The organism is Photobacterium sp. J15 (assembly GCF_963870815.1).
Taxonomy (GTDB): domain Bacteria; phylum Pseudomonadota; class Gammaproteobacteria; order Enterobacterales; family Vibrionaceae; genus Photobacterium; species Photobacterium marinum.
Map to the genome: position 1 here is coordinate 25,633 of NZ_CAWMUI010000002.1, position 25,354 is coordinate 50,986.

Annotated in this window: 21 protein-coding genes; 10 read left to right on the forward strand and 11 right to left on the reverse strand. The window is 46.0% G+C overall.

From position 1 onward, the window contains the following. The first annotated feature begins 87 nt into the window (after positions 1–87). Positions 88–1,584: a sodium/proline symporter PutP gene (gene putP / locus AACQ93_RS17005; protein ID WP_064606825.1), complete on the forward strand. Its 1,497-nt coding sequence runs from the start codon at positions 88–90 to the stop codon at positions 1,582–1,584. A gap of 143 nt (positions 1,585–1,727) precedes the next feature. On the opposite strand, the gene AACQ93_RS17010 is transcribed toward putP, so the two are convergent. Further along, positions 1,728–2,858, reverse strand: a complete 1,131-nt coding sequence (locus tag AACQ93_RS17010) for an HlyD family secretion protein (protein WP_064606828.1) — start codon at positions 2,856–2,858, stop codon at positions 1,728–1,730. Continuing rightward, the gene (locus AACQ93_RS17015) at positions 2,858–3,253 is read right to left on the reverse strand and encodes a DUF3302 domain-containing protein (RefSeq protein WP_064606831.1); all 396 of its coding nucleotides are present in this window, start codon (positions 3,251–3,253) and stop codon (positions 2,858–2,860) included. Before AACQ93_RS17015 ends, AACQ93_RS17010 begins: the two co-directional genes overlap by 1 nt. A gap of 281 nt (positions 3,254–3,534) precedes the next feature. Here AACQ93_RS17015 and AACQ93_RS17020 point away from each other — a divergent pair, with 281 nt between their 5' ends. Next, on the forward strand, positions 3,535–4,824 hold the full coding sequence (locus AACQ93_RS17020; protein WP_064606833.1) for a tetratricopeptide repeat protein: 1,290 nt from the start codon (positions 3,535–3,537) through the stop codon (positions 4,822–4,824). A 91-nt stretch (positions 4,825–4,915) separates the two neighbouring features. Here AACQ93_RS17020 and AACQ93_RS17025 read toward each other — a convergent pair whose 3' ends face one another. Together AACQ93_RS17025 and AACQ93_RS17030 are read right to left on the reverse strand one after the other, a co-directional pair. Beyond that, positions 4,916–5,599 carry an HAD-IA family hydrolase gene (locus AACQ93_RS17025; RefSeq protein ID WP_064606836.1) on the reverse strand — a complete coding sequence of 228 codons (684 nt, stop codon included), beginning with the start codon at positions 5,597–5,599 and terminating at the stop codon, positions 4,916–4,918. A gap of 176 nt (positions 5,600–5,775) precedes the next feature. Continuing rightward, positions 5,776–6,240, reverse strand: coding sequence for a hypothetical protein (locus tag AACQ93_RS17030; protein WP_064606839.1), 465 nt, complete (start codon positions 6,238–6,240; stop codon positions 5,776–5,778). Between the two features lie 97 nt (positions 6,241–6,337). On the opposite strand from AACQ93_RS17030, the gene AACQ93_RS17035 reads away from it, so the two are divergent. Further along, positions 6,338–7,000, forward strand: coding sequence for a CatB-related O-acetyltransferase (locus AACQ93_RS17035; RefSeq protein ID WP_064606842.1), 663 nt, complete (start codon positions 6,338–6,340; stop codon positions 6,998–7,000). Positions 7,001–7,032: 32 nt separating this feature from the next. Here the strand turns inward: AACQ93_RS17035 and AACQ93_RS17040 are convergent, their stop codons facing one another. Continuing rightward, the gene (locus AACQ93_RS17040; protein WP_064606845.1) at positions 7,033–7,965 is read right to left on the reverse strand and encodes a hypothetical protein; all 933 of its coding nucleotides are present in this window, start codon (positions 7,963–7,965) and stop codon (positions 7,033–7,035) included. A gap of 104 nt (positions 7,966–8,069) precedes the next feature. Here AACQ93_RS17040 and AACQ93_RS17045 point away from each other — a divergent pair, with 104 nt between their 5' ends. Further along, positions 8,070–8,996, forward strand: a complete 927-nt coding sequence (locus tag AACQ93_RS17045; protein ID WP_064606855.1) for a LysR family transcriptional regulator — start codon at positions 8,070–8,072, stop codon at positions 8,994–8,996. A gap of 88 nt (positions 8,997–9,084) precedes the next feature. Here AACQ93_RS17045 and fabV read toward each other — a convergent pair whose 3' ends face one another. After that, a complete protein-coding gene (fabV, locus tag AACQ93_RS17050) occupies positions 9,085–10,287 on the reverse strand; it encodes an enoyl-ACP reductase FabV (RefSeq protein WP_064606859.1) in 1,203 nt (400 codons plus the stop codon). Between the two features lie 357 nt (positions 10,288–10,644). On the opposite strand from fabV, the gene AACQ93_RS17055 reads away from it, so the two are divergent. Then, positions 10,645–11,838 (forward strand): acetate/propionate family kinase, encoded by a 1,194-nt coding sequence (locus AACQ93_RS17055; RefSeq protein WP_064606862.1) that lies wholly within the window; start codon positions 10,645–10,647, stop codon positions 11,836–11,838. Positions 11,839–12,825: 987 nt separating this feature from the next. Here the strand turns inward: AACQ93_RS17055 and AACQ93_RS17060 are convergent. The 4 genes from AACQ93_RS17060 to AACQ93_RS17075 all read right to left on the reverse strand — a co-directional run bounded on the left by AACQ93_RS17060 (position 12,826) and on the right by AACQ93_RS17075 (position 18,361). Further along, positions 12,826–13,926, reverse strand: coding sequence for an extracellular catalytic domain type 2 short-chain-length polyhydroxyalkanoate depolymerase (locus AACQ93_RS17060; protein WP_084419276.1), 1,101 nt, complete (start codon positions 13,924–13,926; stop codon positions 12,826–12,828). Between the two features lie 308 nt (positions 13,927–14,234). After that, the gene (locus tag AACQ93_RS17065; RefSeq protein WP_064606865.1) at positions 14,235–15,578 is read right to left on the reverse strand and encodes a nicotinate phosphoribosyltransferase; all 1,344 of its coding nucleotides are present in this window, start codon (positions 15,576–15,578) and stop codon (positions 14,235–14,237) included. Between the two features lie 163 nt (positions 15,579–15,741). Next, positions 15,742–16,704, reverse strand: coding sequence for a TDT family transporter (locus AACQ93_RS17070; RefSeq protein WP_064606867.1), 963 nt, complete (start codon positions 16,702–16,704; stop codon positions 15,742–15,744). A gap of 535 nt (positions 16,705–17,239) precedes the next feature. Then, a complete protein-coding gene (locus tag AACQ93_RS17075) occupies positions 17,240–18,361 on the reverse strand; it encodes a polymer-forming cytoskeletal protein (protein WP_064606871.1) in 1,122 nt (373 codons plus the stop codon). A 258-nt stretch (positions 18,362–18,619) separates the two neighbouring features. Between AACQ93_RS17075 and AACQ93_RS17080 the strand changes: the two genes are divergently transcribed. Beyond that, positions 18,620–19,381: a TIGR01458 family HAD-type hydrolase gene (locus AACQ93_RS17080; protein WP_064606872.1), complete on the forward strand. Its 762-nt coding sequence runs from the start codon at positions 18,620–18,622 to the stop codon at positions 19,379–19,381. A 61-nt stretch (positions 19,382–19,442) separates the two neighbouring features. Here AACQ93_RS17080 and AACQ93_RS17085 read toward each other — a convergent pair whose 3' ends face one another. Further along, positions 19,443–20,057, reverse strand: coding sequence for a hypothetical protein (locus tag AACQ93_RS17085; RefSeq protein ID WP_064606875.1), 615 nt, complete (start codon positions 20,055–20,057; stop codon positions 19,443–19,445). Between the two features lie 452 nt (positions 20,058–20,509). Here AACQ93_RS17085 and AACQ93_RS17090 point away from each other — a divergent pair, with 452 nt between their 5' ends. From AACQ93_RS17090 to dhaL, 4 genes are all read left to right on the forward strand, one after another. Beyond that, positions 20,510–22,453, forward strand: coding sequence for a methyl-accepting chemotaxis protein (locus tag AACQ93_RS17090; RefSeq protein ID WP_064606878.1), 1,944 nt, complete (start codon positions 20,510–20,512; stop codon positions 22,451–22,453). 208 nt (positions 22,454–22,661) lie between these two features. Beyond that, entirely contained in the window at positions 22,662–23,144 is a 483-nt protein-coding gene (locus AACQ93_RS17095; protein WP_064606881.1) for a hypothetical protein, read from the forward strand. Positions 23,145–23,588: 444 nt separating this feature from the next. Beyond that, entirely contained in the window at positions 23,589–24,656 is a 1,068-nt protein-coding gene (gene dhaK, locus AACQ93_RS17100; protein WP_064606884.1) for a dihydroxyacetone kinase subunit DhaK, read from the forward strand. A 17-nt stretch (positions 24,657–24,673) separates the two neighbouring features. Beyond that, positions 24,674–25,300 carry a dihydroxyacetone kinase subunit DhaL gene (gene dhaL, locus AACQ93_RS17105; RefSeq protein ID WP_064606886.1) on the forward strand — a complete coding sequence of 209 codons (627 nt, stop codon included), beginning with the start codon at positions 24,674–24,676 and terminating at the stop codon, positions 25,298–25,300. The last annotated feature ends 54 nt before the right edge of the window (positions 25,301–25,354 follow it).

Genomic DNA, 25,354 nt, shown 5'->3' on the forward strand with positions numbered 1-25,354 from the left:
CCCGGAAAAAGATACAGCTGAAGTTTTCGGCACCATAAACAAAAAGCCCCTGCAATGAACAGGGGCTCTTAATGAGGGAACTCAATAATGATAGAAAATAGCTTTGCTATTACGGCTACGTTTGTCGCCTACCTGATTGGTATGCTGGCAATTGGTTATATTGCCTATAAACGTACATCTAATTCATCCGACTATTTCCTTGGCGGGCGTTCGCTGGGACCGTGGCCGGCCGCTTTATCCGCTGGTGCTTCAGATATGAGTGGCTGGTTGTTGCTGGGTCTGCCGGGTTACGCTTTTGCTGCTGGTATCGAGTCTTTCTGGCTGGCAGGTGGTCTGATGCTGGGTACTTGGCTGAACTGGCTGATCTGTGCCAAGCGTCTGCGTACCTACAGTATCACGGCAGATAATGCCCTGACGCTGCCCGAGTTCCTGTCTCGTCGCTTTGATGACAAATCAAAACTGATCCAAACCATTTCAGCATTCTTTATTTTGCTGTTCTTCCTTTTCTATACCAGTTCTGGTTTGGTTGCTGGCGGTAAACTATTCGAAACCGTTTTTGGCTTAGATTATGTGATTGCGGTAGTTGTCGGTACTGTGTGTGTGGTTTCTTACACTCTGTTTGGTGGCTTCCTGGCGGTATCCTGGACTGACCTGGTTCAGGGGCTTCTGATGGCTGCTGCACTGATGATTGTGCCGATTGCTGCAATGAACGGTAACGTTGTTGAGCTGGCTACTGCACTTGAAGCCAAGAACCCGGAACTGATGACTCTGTTCAATGATGTGAAGGGTGAGCCGCTGTCTGCGATTGCAATTATCTCTCTGATGGCGTGGGGTCTGGGTTACTTTGGTCAGCCACACATTCTGGCTCGCTTTAAGGCAACTCGCTCAAATGCTGATATTACTACGGCACGTCGTATTGCAGTTGGCTGGACGGCGCTGTCGATGGCCGGTGCGATTCTGGTTGGTCTGGTGGGTATCCTGTATGTAGATAACCAGTTGGCCGGTGAACTGGCTGACGGTGAGAAGATCTTCATGCTGTTGGTTAACTCTATGTTCCATCCGGTTGTTGCCGGTATCCTGCTGGCTGCGATTCTTGCCGCTATCATGAGTACTGCTGACTCTCAGCTGCTGGTATCGTCTTCTGCTCTGGCTGAGGATTTCTACAAGCAGGTATTCCGTCCTCAAGCCTCTACTCAGGAAATCGTACTGGTTGGCCGTGTGGCTGTGATCGTATTGTCAGTTATTGCTCTGCTGCTGGCGATGAACCCTGACAGTACTGTACTGGGTCTGGTTTCTTACGCTTGGGCTGGTTTTGGTGCAGCATTTGGTCCTGCATTGCTGCTGAGCCTGTTCTGGAAAGGTATGAACCGTCACGGTGCATTGGCAGGTATTATTGTTGGTGCGATGACTGTTGTTATCTGGAAGCAGCTGACCGGTGGTATCTTTGACTTGTACGAAATCGTACCTGGCTTTGTGTTCGCGACAATCGCGGTTATTGGTGTGAGTGTGATGACTGGTGGTGCGTCAAAAGAGGTTGAAGCGCAGTTTGATACTTATGCTAAAAACCTGGTTGAGTTTGATTAAAAGCTCCGCTTATTTCGGATAACTAAAATGAACCAGCCGCGATTTTTCGCGGCTGGTTTTTTTGTGTCTTCTTTTCGTGTTTGCTCTTTGATGGCTTTGTTTTTCTATTTAAGGAAAAAGCCTATGGAGCGAGATCGTACGGATCAATGATCAAGGAATAGGTAGTTCTGCCAGCTCTTCATTCTGATCAGTACTTTGCGCATAACTGACACATGTTCGAAGCTGTCTGAGTAAACCGCAATTTCGACATTGGTGCCCTGAGGGAGTTTATAAGAGCTGAGATCGTCGGTGATTTTGAATTTCACTAGTGGTCTTCCCTGCCTGGTTAATAATTCCGTGCCGTAGAGTACACCGCTGGCCTGAATCTGGCTCTCACCTATCGCAGGCATTACTTCAATCACTTCTCCTTTGAACGTTTTTCCGGGTAAGGCGCGGAAGATGAAATCGGCCTTGAAACCGGGCTCCAGGCGCAGCAGGGAATTTTGCCTGAAAGCGCCGATGTAGATTTGTTCTTCCTCGTGAACAAAAGTCATCACCGGTTTGAGTGGCAGCGGTACAGCCATCATTCCAGGGCGAAGTATTACCTGAGTAACATAACCGTCAGTCGGGGCATGAGCGACGGTCTCTTTGAGATTAAATTCTGCCTGCACCAGCTGAGCTCTGACTTTGGCGACAGTGGTGTTCTCGCCCATTACCTCAGATTCATAAGCCAGTTTTGCCCGGTTTTCTTCTGCTCTGGCGGCCGACAGTGCCGCTTCCGCGCTGAGATAGAACTGACGACGGTTGTCGACTTCGGCTTTGGTGAAGGCTCCGCGCTTATAGCCTTTTTCGTAGCGGTTGTATTGCTGCCGTGTGCGATCCCGCTCAGCAACGGCTTTGGCCGTTACTGACTGAGCGGATTTATAGGTCGCTTCCAGTCCGAGGACATACTGTTTGGCTTCTGCCAAGGCAGCCTGTTGTAGTTGTACTTCGGCCTCATAAGGTGTCGGGTCAATTTTAAAAAGGATATCGCCCTTTTTGAGTGGCTGGTTTGGCTCTACCGGAACTTCAAGTACTTTCCCCCTGACGCCGGGGACAATCGGGGTTGTGACATAGAACTGGCTGCCGAGGTTGGTATGCGGGTGGTTGTAATTCATCAGCAGGATCAAGGTGCCGATCAGGATAATGCCGCCTAGAACTGCTGTCGGGACCGTCCATTTGTTCAGCGGGATATTGAAGATTTTAAATATGGCAATACAAAGTGCGGCATAGGTCAAAACAAGCAGCAAATCCATCAGCTATCCTCCTTCTGTTCAGCGGCAGGAGGCGCAGGAGGTGTTGTTGTTTGCATGGCCAAACCGGCTTCCAGCGATGCGACTTTTTCGGTTAGTTTTTCAACCTGTTTTGTCAGTTCGAAAACTTCGTGATGAAGCTCATGCTGCTCGTTCTGTATTTTAGTAAATCCCCAGCCTCGGTCTTCACGCCATAAGGTGGCCCATATCCATAAGAACGGCCATATCGCATGAAGGGTGAACAGACTGACCCAGCCGGCATAATGAATAGCATCCTGGTGGGGATGGTTGCGTTTTTTAGAGATTTCGTAAGGGATGTCATGAATGGCAATAATCCCGTAAAACAGGAAGATGGCGACAAAAAATAAGACACCCAGGGCGAAATAGTCGAGAAACATCCAAGCTCCTTAAGAATTCTGTTCATTAAGATTAGTTGCTGGTGTTTGCTGGCTTATGGCACCTTTTAGTGTGAGGCTGAAAGCCGAATGAGCTTTCTTTCGGCCGGTGCCTTTATAAAAAATAGCATTGAATTTATGTTGTACATTTTTTAGATGGGTGGCTTTGTTTAGTATTTATCGTCATAGATGGCTAAAATACCGGACTTTCTTTTGCTGGATGGCTACAGAAATACAGCAGAGTGCCGCTATATAAAGTGTTATTGATCGTTTCATGAGGGGTTATGTCAAACCTGGTAATAGGCTTAAGCCTGACTGGAATATTGCTGGGCTGGGTGCTGATCCGCTATTTCTCTGCATCAAAGCAACAGGACCAGATGGTCGCTGAGCAACGCATTAAAGATGCAAAATATCAGCGGGTTTTGGAAAGCGCCAAAGCCGCAGAGCGGGAAGAGAAAATTTTTAAGGCTCAGACTGGGCATGTCGCCAGTCAGCTTTCGTTGGCTAAAGAGTATGAGCTGACTAACATCCAGAAGGCGATCGAATGGTACGCTCAGGCTGCAGAGCAGGATAACGATCTTGCCCAGAATGCGCTGGCGCGGCTGTGCCGTCTGAATCAGGATGATCCTGACGGGGCCGCTAAATCGAAGTACTGGGAGCTGGTAGTAAGGGCAAAAAGCAAACAACCGGAAGCATTGTTCGAATTAGGCCGCTATCAGGTTCGTGGTTTTGGCTGTGGTGTGGATATTGAAGCCGGAATTGAAAACATCACCGCAGCAGCTGAAAAAGATCATATCGCAGCTCAGCAGTTTCTCGGTGACTGGTATGTTGCCGAAATGAACCCGAAAAAAGTGCCGTTTATGGCATTTTGCTGGCGTCTACGTTCGGCTATCAATGAGGATGCGGCCGGTTGTATTAAAACAGCATTTTGTTATCAGACCGGGCTGGGTGTAGAAAAAGACAGAATCTGCGCTATTTACTGGCTGGAACGGGCGGCAGAGTTGGGTAGCAGTGAAGCGCAGTATCTGGCTGGTAAAATGCACTTGGGCCATGGTGCGACGGATTCAGCCATTGCTTACACCTGGTTTTCTATTGCTAATGCGTCTGGTCATAAGCAGGCCAAAATTGAGCGTGATGAAGTAGTTCAGTACATCAGTATTGAATCTATCCTTAATGTTCAGAATGTTGCTAACTCAATCTTTAAGTTGTTAAAGAAGCAGCCGATCCCTGCTCATAAAGTGATTGAGTTGCTTGACCGAGTGTATGGACGAGACGGTTATCGCCCGCCGGAAGAAATGCTGGAAGCTGCAAGCGTGGGGCAGTTAGATGAAGGCCTTTATTTGCAGTTGCTTGAGGAAAGCAATGTTGAGGAGGCGTTTGATAGCAGCCTGACTTATGAAGTATCGGCTGAAGCTGATAAGCCTTCCGATGAAATAACGAATGTAGCAGCGCCAGATGACGCTCAAACTGATGAGCAGCAAAATACCAATAATGAAACTGCGGCGAAGGAATATCAGCAGCAGAATTGGGCGACATCCTGGGATAATTTCTCGGTGGAAATGGACAAGTCGTAGCCAGAGCTGAGAGCAACAGTTAGTAGGATTAAAACAGGCCCATACATAATGGGCCTGTTTTTGTATGGACATTGTTATTTAAATAGTCGTGTTACTCAATATATTCCAGCAGCTCCGGCATAGAAGAAATGGTTTTAACGCAGGGATGGTCAATTTTCTCTGCGCCTGGGCGGGTGGCGAAGTGAAAGGTGCGCACATCGGCATTAATCCCTGCTTCGACTCCTTTGATTGTGTCATCGACAAAAACACATTCATCCAGTTTTATTCCCATATTCATGGCAGCAAAATGCAGGATGTCGGGTTCCGGCTTCCAGCTGTTAGCTTCAAACCCACTGAACATTTTCCCCTCAAAATAAGGCAGTAAGCCGGTTAGGTTGAGCGTATGCTCAATTTTGCTGATTGGGGCGTTAGAGGCAATACACATTTCACAACCTATTTCCCCAAGGCTTTTCAGTAGTTCAGGGACGCCGGGGATCGGGTGTAGCCCCTGTTCGAACAGTTTCCGGCACTCTTCTCTATAAATGGGTTCCAGCACGTCGATCGGGACATTAATGCCGGCTCTTTCTCGGGTTTGCACCAGAATATCGGCCAGCTTTCCCCCTTGGAAAAATTTCAGACAGTCGTCTAGTTGCAAAGAGGCACCAAAACGATTGAACACGTTTACGAGTGCTTGATTACAAAGGGTTTCGTTATCAACCAGAGTGCCGTCGCAATCAAAAATGACACAGCGGGTATGTGTGGTTGTTTCTGGTGCTTCGGTACTGAATCTCTTCATAAATGCACTCCCCATGTCAGCATGATCCCCAAGACCATTGTTAATACACACTACCTGTATCGACAATTAACACCCTGGGGATTTGTTAGCTTTATCGCGCTTGTCAGGCTGGTTTCAGTGAGATCTGAGACTTGAGACAGGCAAATCGCTGTATGCTGGATAGAAAGTGTGCGGGTTTATGGATTGTCGTAGCTGGCAATGAACTTATTGAGGATCGCAACGCTGTCGGCATCACCCTGTTGTTCCGCTTTAAGGAAAGCGAGGATTGCATCTTCATGCTCTTGGACGAGGCTGAACAGTGCTTTGTGTTCACTGGCTTGAAGAGCTTGCTTACGGTATTTCAGGGCGTAGGGTTCGACCCATGGTGCCATGGTATTGATAAGTTCTGGCCATTCCAGGTGGAGCCACTTATCGGCATCGTGAAGGCCTTTCAGCTCCATCTCCGGATGGTGCACAGGGCAGGTTTGACCTAATGGTTCCAAGCCAGCTTTAAGGCGTTGGGCGGTAATTTGTTCTATTTGGATGAGTTTTTGCCATTTGTTGATATGACTGTTATCACTGTACTTTTCAGCAAAAGTTGTGAAGAAGGCAATACCGTAGAGTTCGCCAAGGTATGCAGAGTAAAGTTGTTCTATTTGCATTTATCAACACTCGAAAAAGTGAAAATGTTGGAAGTGGCATTCTACTCTGTTTTTTCGTTGTGGGTAGGCGGTAAGGAATAATTAAAAAGGGGTGGCTATGTCATCATCCATCTTTCCATCGTGGCTTGGCGGCTACGAAGTTCGGGAATATGTAAAAAATCCGAACATTTCAGTAGGGGAACACACCTATTACTCGGGCTATTACCACGATAAGCATTTTGAGGATCAGTGCGTTCATTATTTGTTGGGGGATCATTCTACTCGCGCCGTATGGGAATCGGGAATTTTTGGTGAGGTTGACCAGCTGATCATTGGTAAATTTTGTTCGATTGCATCTGGTGCCACCTTTATGTTGGCGGGTAACCAGGGACATCGCCATGACTGGGTGTCATCATTTCCATTTGATGTCAGCCGTTTTGGTGACAAGGTTAAATCGGGTTTTGAGCGAGCCGGAGATACAGTGATCGGTAATGATGTCTGGATTGGTTCAGAGTGTGTGATTATGCCCGGCGTGAAAATTGGTGATGGTGCCGTGATTGGCGCTCGTGCCGTCGTGACTAAAGACGTTGAGCCGTACACATTGGTGGTTGGTAACCCGGGACAGGCGATCAAGAAGCGTTTCACTGAAGCTCAGATTGAGATGTTACTTGAAATGAAGTGGTGGGACTGGCCGATTGAAACTCTTCAGGAAAACATGGATTTAATGTGCAGCACTGACATTGAAGCTTTGTTTGAACGTTTTCGCTATTTTGAAAAGTAATCGCTCAGCCTGTCCCTGGGGGAATCGGACGACTAATTGAGTCGGGATAAGTTACGCCAGTTTTGTTGGAGTGCCAGCTCTAGCGGTGTGTGTACCATGCCTGTTTTTGTGTTTAACCGGTTAGAACAGGCAGGCGGTTTACTGCCTTGTTGCCACAGGGTCCGCATTCGTAGGAAGCGACGAAACAGAGGGGAGAACAGGGCGATGCACTCCAGTATGGTCCAGCGCAGAGGTCTCACTGAGACCTGCTTGCCACTGCTGAGCTCAAGGCAGCGGGCAATATCATTGATGCTGGCCTGATGTCCGGGGTAAAAAGCCACATTCAGCCCCGGCCTGTCAGCACACTCATTTTCACCCAGATAACGAACCAAGTTGTTAGCCAGATCCGGTAAATAGGTCCAGTAGTGCGGCAGGCTGTCTGGCCCCGGAGATTGAACTATCACTTTGCTTGGTGTCTCTTTTATCAGCATGCCGAGGTAGCCGTTATCCAGGGTGCAACTCAGGCTGTGTCCGCAGCATAACACTAAGATGCTGGCACCGTTTCTCTCCGCCTGCTGTAACCGTTGTTTAAGCTTTTTGGGTAGGTAAATGGTTATCGGGTTATTTCTCCTGCGGATAGACATAGGTGTCATCAGGCTTTGTTTAATTTCGTATTTGTTGGTGGTGAGTACCAGCTGGGTCCGACATTTTTCTGCCAGAGCAATAATCTGACTCACTGAGAAGATAAAATCACGGTTGGCAGCTTCAGGTAGGTGGACAAAAATACTGTCGACATCGGCGGTGATTTCGTAGAGAAAATCCAGATCTTCAGGTCCCATTTCTACCAGTGTCAGATTACTAAGTACCGGCGCTTCGGTATTGCTATCACGAACGATTCCGAGTACTTCCCAGCCATGCTTAATGAGAGAGTGGCATAGATGACAGCCCATCTCCTGACTGATTCCGAATACTAAGGCTTTTCTCATGGGTTACCTTCTATCCTGCGATTCATATCATTAACACCGTTATGCAGTTTGTGGATTATTATCGGTATAGTAAACAGATAAAAATACATAGCGGGTATACGAAAATGAATAAAATGGAGTGGGACAGCATTCGTGTATTTTTGTCTGTTGCGGAAGAGGGAAGTATGTCGGCCGCAGCTCACGTTCTTGGTGTGTCTCAGCCAACGGTCAGTCGCTATATCTATGCTCTGGAGGAAAAATGCGGCCAGAACCTGTTCGATCGTTCATATAATGGGCTGACGGTTACCTCGGCCGGTGCCAGCCTGCTGGCGTCTGCCAGGGAGACGGCAAGGGGAGCAGAGAGTTTCGCTCGTCAGGTCGAAGCTGGCTCTGAATTGGTAGAAGGGCATGTCCGGCTGGCAGTTAGAGAACTGGCGGCCTATTATTTTATTCCTGAAGCGATAGCGGCCTTTAAGCGCGAGTTTCCCTTAATAGATGTTGAAATTTTAGTGTCAGAGCAGGATGTTAATCTCAATAAGCGGGATGCAGACTTACACCTTGCTAAGGTAAAACCGTATCAGCCTGATTTTGTTGTTAGTCATCTGTATGAAATGCCTGTTGGCTTTTATGCTCACCGGGATTATCTCGCGGACAAAGGGGAACCGAAAACGTTAGATGAACTTCATTCCGGAGTTCATCAGCTCATCGGTTTTGACTTTGACAGTAAATACATTGATGAAGCAGAGCGCAAAGGCAAGACATTAGAAAAATCGAATTTCAGCTTCCGGACAGACAGTCAGAAAATGCAGGTTGATTTAATCCGTGCCGGAGCCGGAGTTGGCGTGACGATACAGGCTGTTGCTAAACAATATTCGGGTTTAGTTCAACTATTGCCGGAAGTTGATTTGTCACCGGTTAACTGGTGGTTGATCTGTCATCGGGACATTCATGTTAACCCGCGTATACGCAGTCTGATGACATTTTTGTGTCGCTGGTTCCAGCAGCAACGTTGGTCTGAGTTGCCGCATTCATCAACAAAATCCTGCGCATAATAAGGCAATACCCAAATCCGGTGTTCGGGTATTGCGTCGGCTTTCGTTCTTTAGTTTGCGCTGCTGATAGTTTCTGCGCCTGAGCGGGTTATGGCTTCAGGCTTTCCATAAAGGTCATACTGATATCCTGCCCGTAATCAATGCTGTCAAAGCCGAACCCGTTGAGTTTCAGGAAATCTTCCTGATAGCCGTCAAAATCACCGAGTTGCTTGAAATTCTCAGGGGTGATTTCCGCCATCAATTCCGTCACGGCCAGTTGGACATCATCACGTAGTTCCCAGTCGTCGAGTCTGATCAGGCGGTTTTCATCAGTAACCGTTTCATCGGCAGCGGTATAAAGCTTACTGTTAAACAGACGCTGTGCCTGTTCAATACAGCCCTCATGCAGCCCCATTATTTTCATGACCTTAAACAGTGCCAGAAGGTAAGGTGAAAAGCCCGGAATGAATACACTGGCTTTGGTAACTAGGGCTTTACACACTGCAACATGGGCCTCGCCTTTGATGTCCTGCAGCTGCTGGTGGATAAGATCAGCCTTGTTGTGAAGATCCAATTTTGCCTGACCCAGTGTGCCTAGATGATAAATCGGGTAGGTTGATTTGGGGCCTATATAGGAATAAGCGATGGTTTTGCAGCCATCGGCCAGTACACCTTCTTTGATTAACAGGGTTATCCATTCTTCCCAGTCTTCTCCTCCCATGACTTTTACCGTATCGTGAATTTCCTGATCTGAAGCTGGTGACAGGCTGGTTTCAGCCAATTCTTCGTGTTCAAGATCTAAAGTCAGGCCGTTGATGGAATGACCAATGGGTTTGATCGCTGAACGCCAGAATTCACCGGTTTGCGGATCAGGGCGAACACCGGACGCAAGGCTGTAAATAACCAGATCGATTTGGCCGTCAAATTCTTCCCTGATAGTACGGATCACTTGTTCTCGTGTTTGTGGTGAAAACGCATCACCAATCAGGTTAATAGATTTTACTCCCGCCTTTTCAGCCTCTTGTCTGAAATAGATGTTGTTATACCAGCCTGCACTGCCAACTCCTTTTTCCGACGGACCACGTTCGAAAGAAATGCCTAAGGTTTCAGTGCGGCTTCCGCCAAAGCTCAGACTTATCCGCGAAGCAAGGCCAAAACCTGAAGATGCTCCAAGAATTAATGCTCGTTTAGGTCCATCATGAACCTGTGGCGCTGACTGGCAATAAGCGATTTGTTGTTTTACTGCTTCACGGCAACCTAGCGGATGAGCAGAACGGGCAACGACACCTTTGATGACGGGGCTGATTATCATGGTTATGTATCCTTTTTGAATCCCAATTTGAATTGGTTAACAACCATCCGATTCAGATTAGCACTCATGAAATATGAATAAACTTGCAACACTCAAAAAATTTTTAAAAAAATGCACGTTTTTTATACCAAGGAAAACGTTTTCGTTGCCCTAAACTTGATCTGGGCCAGCGAATTCTCAATTTTTTTGCAATTATTAGAAACAAAAGTTGAGTTATTCAAAAAAAATTGAATAATGTAATCAAAACATACAATGCTGAATAAATGATGCTCCACACATGTTTATCGGCAGTCTAGATAAAGACGTGTAACGGGACAACATGTTGTCCTTAAGCCCTAAATAATCTGAGAGATAACCATGAGCAATTCTCTAGTTCTTGTAATCAACTCTGGTAGTTCTTCACTTAAGTTCGCGTTGATCGACACTGTTACCGGCGAAGCAACTCTGAGTGGCCTGGGTGAGTGTTTCAACCTTCCTGAAGCTAACGTTAGCTGGAAAATCAACGGCGAAAAACACGAATACAAACTGGATGATTCTGGTAATCACCACCAGCAGGCAGTAGACCGCATTGTTGCTCTGCTTGAAGAGCTTGGTATCAAACAAGACATCGTGGCTGTAGGTCACCGTGTTGTACACGGCGGTGAGAAATTCACTAAGACCGTGAAGATCGATGAGCAGATTATGCAGGAAATTGAAGACCTGAAAGATCTGGCTCCTCTTCACAACCCGGCACACGTTATCGGTATGCGTGCAGCAGTTAAGGCATTCCCTTCACTGGCACAATACGCAGTATTCGACACTGCTTTCCACCAGTCTATGCCAGAAAAAGCGTACACTTACGCAATTTCTAAGGAACTGTACAAAGAATACGGCATCCGTCGTTACGGTTTCCACGGTACAAGCCACTACTACGTTAGCCGTGAAGCAGCGAAGATGGTTAACAAGCCAGCTGAAGAAAGCAGCTTCATTACTGTTCACCTGGGTAACGGTGCATCTGTATGTGCAGTTAAGAATGGTAAGAGTGTTGACACCAGCATGGGCTTCACCCCGCTTGCTGGCCTGATGATGGGTACTCGTTGTGGTGACCTTGACCCAAGTATCCTTGAGTTCCTGTTGAAGAAAGGCTGGACTGAAGAGCGTCTGCACAAAGAGCTTGTTGGTAACTCTGGCTTCCTGGGTGTTTCTGGCCTTACTAGCGATTGCCGCGGTATCATTGAAGCAATGGAAAACGGCGACGAAGCTGCGAAGCTGGCATTCGATATGTTTAACTACCGCGTAGCGAAGTACATCGCTTCTTACATGGTTTCTCTGGACGAGCTGGACGGCATCGTATTCACTGGCGGTATCGGTGAGAACTCAATGCCTGTACGTAGCGAAGTGCTGAAAGCTCTGAAGATCTTCGGCTACCGTGAAGATGAAGCTGCAAACGCAGATGCACGTTTTGGCAACAAGGGTGTTATCACTCAGCCTAACACACCAGTAGCTATGGTTATCCCAACTAACGAAGAGTGGGTAATCGCTAAAGAATCTATGGCGCTTCTACACGCTTAATAGACTGTAACCCTTCGGGTTACCACTGAATTCGAAACGGCCCCGGGCAGATGCTCGGGGCCGTTTTTTATTGCCATTAAAAAACGTCACTTGTGCCGAGCTTAGCAAAATTAGTTGTATCAAGAATTGCTTCGCGCATATTCCCTTTCAAGGCTGTCAAATAGACTATTAGCTGTCGCTGCTACCGATAATCTGTGTGTGCTGTCAGAGCCAAGAATCTTCTATGGACTCTTTGACAAGCACGAGAGAGGCCACGTTAAGACGAATGTCCTAAAGCTTCTGACTTAAGTTTTTTGGAAAAACTTTTAGGGAGTGGATGTTTTTAGTTATTACAAAATAATTGAATAAGAGCCTATCGTCCATTCAAAAAAAGTTGAATGGATTTGTTTGGTCAAACAGAAAATGTTGTTGGCCTTTTCAGAAAGGAAAAACAATTTTTGTATAAATAACAGGCTGCTTTAGTTTGTTTTTCAAAGAGAAGAACAACAGCACACACTCAAAATATCTCACAGTTTAAGGTGTCAAGGTATTCATAATCAGTGGTTTATCGTCATTGCTTGATTGTTTTTAGTTATTATCTGATCACATTTTTTACTAATTGATCTTAATTTAGCTACCTATGCGATCGGTTGAATTGGGTTTTGTAAAGTGTTGTCTGAACAGTTATTCAACAAAGTGCAATTCTAATGAGTGAAATCAAAAATAGCGGTAATGATTCAAATAATTTTTGCATTACTAAAAATTTGTGATAAATTGTCCCCAGATTTGAGCGAATCAAATTTTGATCAAATTTGCTGCTTCCCTTGTTACGGGGGGGAGCTGGCATAAAGGTCTCAAGACGTTAAACGTTGTACAGATCTTGCTGGTTATATCCAGCTTATCCTGCTTGGAACACAGGATAATTACGGAACGGTAAGAACGGCCCCGGGCGTATGCTCGGGGCCGTTTTTTATTGTCTGCTGAACGTTCTTTATCGCCGTTGCGGGTTTAATTCTTTGTGAGTTTTAGTGGCTTACTGATCAAGCGATCCAACATTTTCTTAATCGCTACCATTTGCGGTGCTTCTTTACTGTAGTAGTTGTACGGAGGAAGGTTGTTTGTGCTGTAGCCCCAGAAGTCCCAGCATCCTTTCGGATTCATTGGGCTGACTGATGATTTTTTTACCTGAGGGAAAAGTACGATGGTGCTGTTACTGTCGGCAGCTTCCAAATAGCCGGTTTCTTTTACATAGGTGGTTCCTATGACTGATATGCCTTGCTCACAGCCATGCAGGGCGATATGGACCTTGCATTGTTCAGTGCGGCAGTTTTGGGGTACATAAACGTAAGCGGTGTCATCCATGCTGGTAAGCGGATCGTCAAAGAAAGCACTTTGATCAAATGCGATGAGTTCGCCACTGAGTGATTTTGCTGCTGGCTGTTGCTGACCATAAATATGCTTGAGAATTTGTTGTGCTTGCGGGATGTCGCAGTCATTGATGTAAGGCGCTTTGGTGATACTGCATTTTGTATCGTCAGGATCGGTTGTGATGAAAGCATGGCCAGCGTTGATTTGGTTGAGATAACGAATGTGATCATCACTCAGTCCGAGTTTGTGGTAAAAGTCGACTGTGGTATCGACAACCCCAGTGACAACGGTCTCATCGCTGCTGCCGGAAAAGATATAGACGTTGTCGTCTTTGAGATTTTCAACAGCATCAATCAGCCCGGCGTTGGCTGTTTGTTTGGCCAGTTCGGCTAAGTAACCACTATTGGGATACATAATACTTGAACAGCCGAAGAGGCTGTTCTTACATGGATTCATACAAGTTGTGGTCGCACTCAGTATCGGTGTCACATAAGGATTATTTCCTGCACAATTCCACGGGCCTCCAGCGACAATACCCGCTCCCACCAGATCTTTGGAATAAGCGACATGGAACTGAGCTGCCATAAATGCACCGGATGAAAGGCCGGATATCGAGCTTTCATCAGGCAGCGCATTCAAAGCCGGTAGCTCTGTTGTTGCGGAGAGTGCTGTAGTACTGAAAGAGATTACGAATACTGAGAGTATGGTTCGTAGTTTATTTATCTGATGTTGATTAAGCATGGTGCCTCCTGGCAATGAGCCGTATTAACAGTAACTTATTGACAAACAACGTCAGAACCTGAACGTTCAGGCAATAATCCGTGTTACTACTTGTATGGATTACTGGGGGGCTGTTGAGGAAAGTCGTAGCCTATGCAAAACATAGGGTATATAAGTGCAATTGCATAATGATTCATCTGGATGAATATTATCAATAAGGGATAACAGTTTGTTTTTCCGTGAAAAGAAATTTTTTAATAATAAAACGGTCACGTCAGAAACACCGTGACCGCTCTGGTTCTTTAATTATTAGTCGCTGAATACAAACGTCAGAAATTAAACTGTTTGTTGGTTTCGTCAGTCAGTTTTTGAAGTGCAGGCGAAATCCTTAGTTCAAACTCTTCTTTGCGTGTCAGGTGAGCCAGATCCGCTGGTAATGTCTGAAGCTGTTCTTTCACCCGGTGACGGATAATATCTAGTGACTCCGGTACTTTCAGTCGCTGGCCGTTCTGCATAATAGTTTCAAGCAGTGGTTGGCCGCTTTCCGGTTCCTCACTGGCGATACAAAGTTCGTCATAAGCAATCTTGCCGTCCTTATCATAATGGCGGAATACCTGCTTGCTGCCGGGCCAGGTGGCTTTACCGTGAGAGCGTTTACGGCGTGCAACCCCGGCATACTCTTCAAGTTTATAGGCACAGTTCAGGTACGGTGCATCTTCTGAGGTAGTCAGGTGTGTTCCGATGCCATAGCCGGTAATGGGGGACTGCTCATAGTGCATTTGCATCAGCAGGTATTCATCTACGCTGCTGCTGGCAAAAATACCGATTTCCTGGTGACCGTGTTGATCGAGTAGTTCTCTGACTCTGACGGCTTCATCACCCAGATCCCCGCTGTCGAGTCGCAGGGCTTTGATGGTAACACCTTCTGCTTTGAGCGCTTCGGCCAGTTCAATAGCCCGCTCTGTGCCCCGAAAGGTGTCGTAGGTATCGACCAGTAATACCAGGTTGTCTGGCTGGCTGGCTGCAAAGTGGCGAAAGGCTTGGGTTTCTGATTCATGGGCCTGAACATAAGAGTGAGCCATGGTGCCATAAACAGGAATGCCGTAGTGCTGTCCGGCTAATACGTTAGATGTACCATCAAAGGTGGCAAGATAGCTGGCTCTGGCTGCAAGCATCCCGGCCTCCGAACCGTGAGCGCGGCGCAGACCGAAATCGACCAGTAATTTATCTTTGGCGGCAAGACGGCAGCGTGCGGCTTTGGTTGCTACCAAAGTTGGCAGCTGGAGCAGGTTGATTAGCCGAGTCTCGATTAACTGTGCCTCAGGCAGCGGAGCGGTGATACGTACGATAGGTTCGTTAGCAAAAAACAATGTGCCTTCCGGCATGGCATCGACTTGTCCGGTAAAACGGAATTTGCTCAGATAATCGATCAGGTTGTCACGAAAAAATCCGCTGTTGGCAAGATAATCCAGCTCTTTCTGACTGAATTTAGTTTGAGTGAGAAAATCCAGAAGTTGTTCCAGCCCGGCAGCCATCAGGAAATTGCGCTTATCCGGCAGAGAGCGCACAAAAAACTCGAAGACGGCCTGATCTTGCATGTCGTGATCAAGATAACTCTGCACCATTGTCAGCTGATAGAGATCGGTTAATTGCGGGCTCTCAGAGAATGCCATTGTTGCTACCTCCGCTCTGGCTATTGAAAAGCGATAAAACGGTGTAATGCATGGCGTTGTAGTACACCAGTTTCAAGCTATTAACCTAAAGGCTAGCTTATTTTAGCTGTATCAATGCAACAAACTTGAGTCAGATGTCAGCAGGCTGTACTGAGAATTTACCTCAGTGCTGTGTTTGTTTATTGAGTGTCTCTTTTGGCAGGTACAGGCTGATGTAATGAGCTCCGACCCAAATCACCAGTCCGGTTGCAACGATTAATTCAAATTTACCCAGAGACTCCAGCCAGGCCCAGTGTGGGTAGTCGGTAACTACCCACCGGGTAAGCCTTTCAATGGCTACGGCACTGATTACTGATGGAAAGGTTACCGCTGCCAGTGACGGCTGGAACGGCTGTTGAAGCAGTTTTATGTAAATCAGGTTAACGAGGATTGCCATCGTAATTCCGACTCCGGCCAGAGCGCCAGTCAGAATTGGGTCCGGCTGGGCAACGTTGAGCAGGTAGGCGGTAAGCGACAGATTCACCGGGGCCGCCATAATTGTCAGTGTCGGGCGGGCGGTGCGCGGTAGTCTTCCGGCAAAGCAGACGCGATAAAGCACAATCGGCAGCATGACAAAATAGACGGCGATACAGATATTGGTCATCGCAATTGCAAACTCGGTATGCCCGAGCCCAGAGCCAGCAAGGGTGCCGCTGATTGCACCGACAGGGTAAAGGAACCAGCTGGGATAGAGGTTAACCAGCCGGAATTTTCTGAATTGGGCGATAAGAAAATAACTCATCATAGCGAAGTGAAACACCATGGACGGATACCATAACAGCCTTGCACTTTCGATATGGATAGATGTCAGGTAGTCAGCCAGCACCAGCAGAGTCATGGTCATCGGTGCCATCAGGCTGCCGTAGAGCGGATGACGAAGATCGCGTAGGAAGTGCCTTGGGTTAAGAGTGAATTTGAGAAGGACCGGGATTAGCAAACATGCTCCCATAGCGGCACAGACACTGCGAATGATGTTTCCGTTTCCGGGCAGGAATAGTGACCAGGCTAACCCTAAACCAGTGGTTGCCAGCGCGAGTGCTGCCTGGGCCGTGGGTACATGAAGCAGTTTTTTCCCAATTGCCGACATGTGATAGATATTCCCTTCTTAACCATTTGATTTATCTTCTAAAGATTAATTTTATAGTAGAACGTGCTTTAAAAATGTTAGCTGTGTTGAAGAGAAATAGTGCAATGAATCACGTTTTCGCAGTCTTTTATTTAATTCGGGTTTGCTAAAAGTAGGATTCGATACCATATTTATAAGGAAACCTGTGGTGAGCGTGTTTTGCTTAGCTTCTGGAGGATTAAGCTGCATTCATATGACTCAAGGGTGCAGGTTTCAGTTGGCGAAAGCCAGCGGTAACACAGTCTAGAGTGTCATGCTTGATGGCTGAGTTATTTTACAATTTGGAAAGCGACAAACTGAAATTTATACTTCTTCGCCAAATAACAGTGATGTCCGATTTAAAGAAGTGACTGCATCGGGCTCGGCATACTCAACGTAATGAGTGGCGAAGCCTCAAGTAAGCATCTTTTGTGTGCTGAGTAAGTAGACTAAGGTGTAAAGATTAATAATACCAAGCCGCACTGCAATGGTGCGGCTTTTTATTTGTCTTCATTCCTTAAATTACTTGCCTGTTTCGATAGATTGATAATGTCAGTCCACCAAGTCCGAACAGGATCACTGCAAGGTAAATCAGGCTGCCAATAAACGGAATTAACTGAAGTAGTCCGACTGCAATTACAGCAAGAACAAATGCGAGGATACGCAGCCCTTTTCCTGCCTTTTCACGTTTCCCTGTCAGCTGCAGCCCCATAAGACCTAGGGAGAAAAGAGCACAGAGTACTCCTAAAAGGATCATGACCAGATAGCTTGCCAGCAGAGCAAAGGCCAGTAATGAACCTATAGCTGTGACAAACAAAACAGCAATCACTACTGGCGTGATAAGAAGTACGCCCAATCCTGCAGACAGAGATAACCAGGGGCTTTGCTGCAGGCTTCTTGATGTCTGCAGAGGAAGGGCAGGAAATAGTAGGTAGATTACGATACCGCTGAATATCAGACTGAGCGTGATGAAGGCAAGCCCGGCAAAAGGAGAACCTCCGTTATGCTCAGTGTGCTCCCATGGTTTTTCGATTAGCTGACCATTAATTTGCCCGCCACTTTCAATTGTTGGTTGATGTTCGCTGTGCCAGATCAGATTGCCATGAATTCGGGCGCTATCCAGAATATCGATTTGTTCGGCAAACAGCTCTACATCACCATTGATTTCGCCACTGATAATAACTCGGCGTGCTGCTGCTTTTAGTTCTTGGTCGATATAGCCGGAGATGCGAACTGTATCTCCGGCAAGCCATGCCCAGCTTCCTATCCGGCTGTCCTGCTCTAAAGTTACCGTTTCACCGGCAGCGACAATATGATCGGCAATGTGATTACTGATGATAACTTGTCGTCCGGCTACTCGTACATCATCCGACACTTCTGCTTGTAGGTTGATGGTTTCTGCAGCGGCAATAATATCTCCATCAACAATACTGTTAATGCTGATCATCTGGCCGCCCGCGACAAGGTCTCCTGCTATTTCACTTTGTATTTCTATATGGCGACCTGCGGTATAGAGATCATGAGGAACTGGGGAGACGATCAGGACATTCTCATCAAAGGTTTGAGCCCAGAGCGATGAAGTCCATAGCAGCACTACCATGGTGGTAAAAATTATGAAGGGTGTTGTCGGTTGGTTCATCGCATTCTCATCCTCTGAATTATGCAATTACCCCGTAAATTATCGGGCTTCCACCATGAGGCTAGAGCAAAAAGCATGGCTTACCGCACTTTAATAACCAAAGTATGAGCAAGAACAAGTTAAGACTGCTTTTAAGATAAAGGGGGCAGAAAGCTGTACTGTGTCACGCACTCTATAATCAATTTATACCTCGTCTTTAAGGTTTAATTTGAGTATCAGAAGAGCTGATTTTTAAGTTCTGGCGGTGAGGAAAGGCAAATGTACAAAGCCATTTTCTTTGATATTAGCGGCGTGCTTTATGACGGTAAACAGAGTATTCCCGGAGCTATTGAGGCGATTGCAGCCACGAAAGCGAGTGGGGTGGAGACGCGGTTTGTCACTAATACTTCGCGAAAAACCTGCGTTCAGATTTACCAGGATTTGGATTCAATGGGCTTTGCTATCGAACCGTCTCAAATCTTCACGGCACCGGCTGCGGTAAAAGCCTTACTTCATCAGCGACACTGGCGGCCGTATTGTCTGATACATAGGAACATTGAGTCAGAGTTTGAAGATATTGAACAGTCGGATCCCAATGCGGTGTTTATTGCCGATGCGGAAGAGAGGTTGTGCTATGAATCTTTGGATCGTGCGTTCCGGTTATGTCAGGCCGGGGCGCCCCTTATCGCTGTTGGGATGAACCGTTATTTTAAACAGGATGGGAGGTTGCATCTGGATGCGGGACCCTTTATTCGGGCGATTGAGTATGCTGCTGATACCAAAGCAATTATTGTCGGCAAGCCTTCTGTAGATTTTTTCGCTCAGGTTGTTGCTTCAACTCAATTTGAAGCGGAATCTGTTCTGATGATCGGGGATGACGTTTTCGGTGATGTGGAAGGGGCTCTCAATGCCGGGCTGGATGCCTGTTTGGTGAGAACAGGTAAGTACCAACCCGGAGATGAAAACAGAATCGACCGCGATTTCTGTTGCGTCGATTCTGTAGCTGAAGCTGTGGCTTTGGTTATGAAAGCGCAGCATTAAGTGATGTGGTCAAATCTGTTGAAAAACCGTTTTTTGAGCCCATACATTTTCTATTGATGCACTAACTTTCTGTTTTTAACTCTTTGTTATCATAGATTAAATTGCAATAGTCCCAGGATGAGATAAATTGCGCGCAGTCTGCTGCTTGTTTATCTTCAAGCGGGGAGTGAATCGTTAATTCATAAGGCTCAACATTGATGCATCGACGGCGTTGATTAACAGAATCGATGTAATCCTGTCGCATAGGGCTAATGCCGATTCGCCTTTTCCTGATATCTTCTGCAGTATCATTCAAATAATCATACTCTTCGGGAAATAAAGTCTGGTGCAAGTTTTGGATATTGTGAGGAAATGTATATTGATTTTTGATTTGGGTCAGAAGGCATTCAATCGCCTCGTTATCTGTATTTTTCTTTAGTACTTCACACGCAATCATATCTGGTAGATTCTTAAGTAAACCCTTTTGATTATTATTCTCATCTGATTGTTTGCTTGTATTCTGTGGGTCAGTGAGAGTGTTATTTTTGTCTTTATTATAGTGACCTTTATTACTCCGCAACAAGGTGCGTAAAAATGGAAAAAACCTGTCTTTTTCAGGCATGTTCAGTGTGTATTGGCCTTTTAATAGGATGAAGCTATTGATCATTGGTGAGGGGGGAATCTTTATATCATCCATAATTAGATACTTGTCCGTGCTTTTATTCTGACTATCTTCGTTTTTTTAGTTGTTTGTCTTTGTGAGCTATATTTCTTTGGAAACAATACATTTGTTTTATTAGTGAATAATCTCATATATAGAACGCTATTCTATAATATGTATTGTACCAAGAATAAATGATCAAGATGAAAACCTTAAATAACAACATTTTATACAGGTATAAACTAAGCAACCAATTCCATACTCGAGAGTTTAAATCGTATTCGTATATTCTTTAATCGTATTTTATTAATGGATTATTAATAATAAAGTGGGTTGGTTTATTTGATTATGAACTTGTTTGCTTTTGTATCTCTAATAATTGTGACTTCAATCAATCTTCATGTAATTGCCATAAAATAGTTAGTTATCTTTTTTTATTTTTGCCGATAAAGTATAAAAATATTAATAACCATGAACAGGGAAGTTACATGAGATTAAAACAACAATTAATGTGTGGCTTTGGTATATTGCTTGCGTTGCTGCTTGTTATGTCCGTCACTTCATTTTTCCGCTTCAACAGTACATCGGAAGGGTTTGTTGAATACCGTGGCTTTGCCAGGAGTAGCGTAGCCTCTGGTAGGATACAGGCCAATGTCATAGAAGCGCGCCTTGCTGTTAATAAATACATTAAAAATCAATCTGATGAATTGAAACTTACTATTGAAAGCCGAATTAATTCAGCTGTGTCTCTAATCGAAGAGGTATTGGAGAAAGAGTCTAACCCTGAATTAATTCAGAAGTTTCAAGAAATAGAAAAAGGAATGATTATTTATCGCGATGGCTTTATTGAAGTCGATAAGCTTATTCATCTACGTCATAAAGCCGTTGGTGACAAATTAGACCCAAATGGCTTGTTGATGAGAAAGTCGCTGACTGATATTTCGCGTTCTGCATATATAGATGGTGATTCTGATGCAGCTTATTATTCGGGGCAGTTACAGGAAAGCATCTTACTTGCCCGACTTTATGTCTCTAAGTTTTTGATCAGCAACGAGGTTAGTGATAAGCAAAGGGCGATTCAAGAGTTTGCCAATGTCAAAAAGAAGTCTTCTGAACTGCGTGAACAAATTCAGAACCCTGAACGGGTTCAGTTATTCAATAATTTCGAAAAAGCATTTGAAACTTACCAGCAGGCATTTGATGAAGTTACGGTAGCGATTGAAAAGCGAAACAAGCTGATTACTGAAACTCTGGATGTGGTTGGGCATGAATCCGCATCAACGATTGAAGCCATTGAGCTTGAAGCGAAGAAAAATCAGGATCGAATTGGTCCGATGTTGCAGACAGATATTGCTAATGCCAAAACGTTGCTGGCTGTCTTGTCGTTGATCTCAATTTTGATCGGCTTGTTTGCTGCTTATTACATTTATCGCGGCGTGATGCGTGTAGTCGGTGGTGAGCCGACTGATATTGCTGAAATGGTAAAGAAGGTTGCGGAAGGAGATTTGACCGAACAGTTTCAGCCGACAGGTAAGGAATCGGGCATTTATGCCAACACCATAGCAATGCACCGAGAGCTGAAACGTATTATTGAGGGCTTCCACGGTATATCCGATAACGTGTCATCTGCATCTGTTGAACTGGCTGCTGTGATGACACAATCGGAAGCTAATGCTCAGCAGGAACTGGCACAGGTTGAGCAGGTGGCAACAGCGATTAATGAACTGTCTAGCACGGCAGCGGAAGTCAGCACTAATGCTGCCAGTGCCGAGGATGCTGCCGGTGTGGCTATTCAGAATGTCGCAGACGGCCAGCAGGCATTGCAGCGTTCTGATGACATATCGGCCCAGATTGACAGCTCGGTAAAAGAATCAACCGAGATTGTGAATCAGCTGAGGGAATACTCGAATGAAATCGGCACTGTGGTGGATGTGATTACGGGAATTTCAGAGCAGACCAACCTGCTGGCTTTGAATGCGGCTATTGAAGCGGCACGTGCTGGTGAGCAGGGGCGTGGTTTTGCCGTGGTTGCTGACGAAGTTCGTTCGTTGGCGGCGAAAACCCAACAGTCGACGGTTGATATTCAGGAGTTGATTTCACGTCTGCAGGAGCAGGCGCAGCAAGCTGACAACTTTATGAAGTCTAACTCTGAGCTGATCAATGAGTCGCTGGATATTACTCGTCAGGTTGGTGAAGCATTCACAACGATTTCTGATTCGGTAGCACAAATTTCTGAGCTGAACACTCTAGTGGCGACAGCATCTGAAGAGCAGTCTGGTGTAACAAAGGATATTTCTCAGAACGTCACCATCACGTCGGATATCGTTAACCAGAATGTGGCTGGTATAGCCCAGAGTTCGCAGGCCAGTGAAGAGCTGTCACGCCTTGCGGATGAACAAAAATCCTTGCTGTCTTACTTCAGGGTTTCGTAGCTTATTCAGGGCTTCATCGTTTAATAAGTAATAGACCATTCAAACGGCATATCTTCAGATATGCCGTTTTATTATTTTTGATTTGGACTTGTCGGGTTGGTTGTTATTTGCTCGCTTACAGTCGATTTTGCTGGCTTTATGCTTATAGGTGGGTTGTTTTATATTTTCGTGTGTTATGGTGCGTTTTTTTGCTCTTAGATGAAACATCATGAAACGAATCTTACTATCCTCTGTGTTAATGGCTTCACTATCGGCTTGTTCCACCATTGTTAGTGAAAGCAGTTATCCTGTATCCATTATAAGTTCGCCTTCTGAAGCGAATTTTACAATTACGAATGAAGACGGTGAGGTTGTTCATCAGGGCATTACGCCAAGTACTGTTACACTGCCGAGTTCAAATGGCTTTTTTGATGGTGCAGACTACACGATTACCTACGAAAAAGATGACTATACAACGGTTACTTATACTGTAACCAGCAGCGTTGATGGTTGGTACTTTGGTAATATTCTGATCGGTGGTTTGCTTGGTATGCTGATCATCGATCCGGCAACAGGTGCGATGTGGAAGTTGCCTGAGTCGGCATCAATGTCGCTGACTAAGAAGATGGCAGAAGATGAACTTACTGGTCTGACTGTAATGACACTGTCGAACCTGCCAAATGAATATAAAGATCAGTTAGAAAAGATCTGATTGAACTATAGAATGCCTCTGGGCGTACAAAGTCGTTGTACGCCTTTTTCACCCTTCTTCGCCCCTGATTCCAACAAAACTCTCATTTTGTTTCTTTTATTACGAAAATCTTTGTGAGCTCATTAGCAATTTTGTTAATTGGCCTGTTGGGTCAGTTCTCATTTTGCGTTGATTCTCAGCCTTTTCTACTCTTTTTGACCCATTCAAAATTCGACTCAGCTCAAATATCCGGGACATACCTCATCGTCTTGTTTCAAAATGGAACGATTTTCTTGGGTGTGGTGTTTCAATATGAAACAAATGGGGCTAATTAGCACCATCTTCACCTGATGGCATAACATTTGGCCCGGCTTGACGGACAGGTTTATCGCATTCCAACACATAAGCAGCGATCAGCACCAGGCCCAAACACAATTACCTTGCGCAGAAAATAAGGACAGAACGATGAAAAAAATGATTAACCAGGTCGACAATGTAGTAAGGGAACAGCTTGAAGGTATTGCTAAGGCACACCCGGAGCTGGAAGTTAACCTGGATCCTATGTATATCGCGCGCCGTGATCTTAAAAGCGGCAAAGTTGCATTGGTATCTGGTGGCGGTAGTGGCCACGAGCCGATGCACGGTGGTTATGTTGGTATGGGTATGCTGGATGGTGCCTGTCCTGGCGAAATGTTTACTTCGCCAACGCCGGATCAGATGTATGAATGTGGTCAAAAAGTTGATGCCGGTGAAGGTGTCCTGTTTTTGATTAAGAACTACACCGGTGACGTGCTGAATTTTGAAACAGCGGTCGAGCTGCTGCATGGTGACGGCATTAAAGTACAGGCGACACTGGTTGACGATGACGTTGCAGTTAAAGATAGCCTTTACACTGCCGGCCGTCGCGGGGTGGCGACCACTGTACTGGCCGAAAAAATTCTCGGTGCAGCGGCAGAAGAAGGTTACGACCTTGAGAAAATGAGTGAGTTGGCAAAACGCATTGCCAACCGTGGCCGCTCTATTGGTGTCGCGCTTTCTGCCTGTACGGTTCCAGCTGCGGGCAAACCAAGTTTTGAGTTGGCTGATAATGAAATTGAGTTTGGTATCGGTATTCATGGTGAGCCGGGCATTGAACGCCGTGCTTTCACTGACGGCGATACGATTACAACTGACATGATGAATGCGATTCTGGAAGATCAGCCATATGAGCGTGTGGTTCGCCGCTGGAATAACGGTGCCGGTGACTGGCAGGATGAAACTTGGACCACTGAAACATTAAAAGGTGGTGATCGTGTGATTGTACTGGTAAACAACCTGGGTGCGACACCACTGTCTGAGCTTTATATGGTTTACCGCAAGGTTGCGGAAATGCTTGAGCAGCACGACATCAAAATTGAGCGCAACATGATTGGTAGTTACTGCACATCGCTGGATATGCAGGGGGTTTCAATTACTTTGCTGAAAGTGGATGACGAGATGCTGTCACTGTACGACATGCCTGTGAACACACCTGCATTGCGCTGGGGTTGCTAAGCGTTAAGGAGAACAAGATGACTATTACCAAACAGCAGATCCTTCAATGGCTTGAACTGTCAGCAGAGGTTTTTCAGGCAGAGCAGGATTTTCTGACTGACCTGGATAGGGAAATCGGCGATGCTGATCACGGCCTGAACATGAACCGCGGTTTCCAGAAAGTGAAAGACAAACTGCCAAGTCTTGCAGATAAGGATATTGGTACGATTCTGAAAACCACAGGCATGACTTTGCTTTCCAGCATTGGTGGCGCCAGCGGTCCGCTTTACGGCACTTTCTTTATCCGTAGTGCATCCAGTGTGATGGCAAAAGAAGAACTGAGCCTGGCTGAGCTGACTCAGATGCTGCAAGACGGTGTTGATGGCATCGTTCAGCGCGGTAAAGCTGAAGTTGGCGATAAGACGATGGTCGATACCTGGGACGGTATTCTTGCTTGCCTGAAAGAAAAGCAGGGAACGGTTATGGCTGATGCGCTCGACTGTGCAGTAGCCGAAGCCGAAAGAGCCATGAAAGGCACTATTCCTATGCAGGCGAAAAAAGGGCGAGCCAGCTACCTGGGTGAACGCTCTATCGGTCACCAGGATCCGGGGGCTACGTCTACTTACATGATGTTCTCCGCTCTACGTAACGCTTCTGTGCAATAAGCATTACTTTCTGTTGTTTGAGGTGGCTTCGTGTCACCTCAGCTAAGGTTTAAT

What these genes read in the sequence shown, in the direction of transcription:
- AACQ93_RS17085 (WP_064606875.1), bottom strand. Translation starts at nt 20,057, where the DNA reads ATGGATGATATAAAGATTCCCCCCTCACCAATGATCAATAGCTTCATC.
- AACQ93_RS17075 (WP_064606871.1), bottom strand. Translation starts at nt 18,361, where the DNA reads ATGAACCAACCGACAACACCCTTCATAATTTTTACCACCATGGTAGTG.
- AACQ93_RS17095 (WP_064606881.1), top strand. Translation starts at nt 22,662, where the DNA reads ATGAAACGAATCTTACTATCCTCTGTGTTAATGGCTTCACTATCGGCT.
- AACQ93_RS17070 (WP_064606867.1), bottom strand. Translation starts at nt 16,704, where the DNA reads ATGTCGGCAATTGGGAAAAAACTGCTTCATGTACCCACGGCCCAGGCA.
- AACQ93_RS17060 (WP_084419276.1), bottom strand. Translation starts at nt 13,926, where the DNA reads ATGCTTAATCAACATCAGATAAATAAACTACGAACCATACTCTCAGTA.
- AACQ93_RS17015 (WP_064606831.1), bottom strand. Translation starts at nt 3,253, where the DNA reads ATGTTTCTCGACTATTTCGCCCTGGGTGTCTTATTTTTTGTCGCCATC.
- AACQ93_RS17010 (WP_064606828.1), bottom strand. Translation starts at nt 2,858, where the DNA reads ATGGATTTGCTGCTTGTTTTGACCTATGCCGCACTTTGTATTGCCATA.
- AACQ93_RS17030 (WP_064606839.1), bottom strand. Translation starts at nt 6,240, where the DNA reads ATGCAAATAGAACAACTTTACTCTGCATACCTTGGCGAACTCTACGGT.
- AACQ93_RS17090 (WP_064606878.1), top strand. Translation starts at nt 20,510, where the DNA reads ATGAGATTAAAACAACAATTAATGTGTGGCTTTGGTATATTGCTTGCG.
- putP (WP_064606825.1), top strand. Translation starts at nt 88, where the DNA reads ATGATAGAAAATAGCTTTGCTATTACGGCTACGTTTGTCGCCTACCTG.
- AACQ93_RS17020 (WP_064606833.1), top strand. Translation starts at nt 3,535, where the DNA reads ATGTCAAACCTGGTAATAGGCTTAAGCCTGACTGGAATATTGCTGGGC.
- AACQ93_RS17040 (WP_064606845.1), bottom strand. Translation starts at nt 7,965, where the DNA reads ATGAGAAAAGCCTTAGTATTCGGAATCAGTCAGGAGATGGGCTGTCAT.
- AACQ93_RS17065 (WP_064606865.1), bottom strand. Translation starts at nt 15,578, where the DNA reads ATGGCATTCTCTGAGAGCCCGCAATTAACCGATCTCTATCAGCTGACA.
- AACQ93_RS17035 (WP_064606842.1), top strand. Translation starts at nt 6,338, where the DNA reads ATGTCATCATCCATCTTTCCATCGTGGCTTGGCGGCTACGAAGTTCGG.
- AACQ93_RS17080 (WP_064606872.1), top strand. Translation starts at nt 18,620, where the DNA reads ATGTACAAAGCCATTTTCTTTGATATTAGCGGCGTGCTTTATGACGGT.
- AACQ93_RS17055 (WP_064606862.1), top strand. Translation starts at nt 10,645, where the DNA reads ATGAGCAATTCTCTAGTTCTTGTAATCAACTCTGGTAGTTCTTCACTT.
- AACQ93_RS17025 (WP_064606836.1), bottom strand. Translation starts at nt 5,599, where the DNA reads ATGAAGAGATTCAGTACCGAAGCACCAGAAACAACCACACATACCCGC.
- dhaL (WP_064606886.1), top strand. Translation starts at nt 24,674, where the DNA reads ATGACTATTACCAAACAGCAGATCCTTCAATGGCTTGAACTGTCAGCA.
- dhaK (WP_064606884.1), top strand. Translation starts at nt 23,589, where the DNA reads ATGAAAAAAATGATTAACCAGGTCGACAATGTAGTAAGGGAACAGCTT.
- AACQ93_RS17045 (WP_064606855.1), top strand. Translation starts at nt 8,070, where the DNA reads ATGAATAAAATGGAGTGGGACAGCATTCGTGTATTTTTGTCTGTTGCG.
- fabV (WP_064606859.1), bottom strand. Translation starts at nt 10,287, where the DNA reads ATGATAATCAGCCCCGTCATCAAAGGTGTCGTTGCCCGTTCTGCTCAT.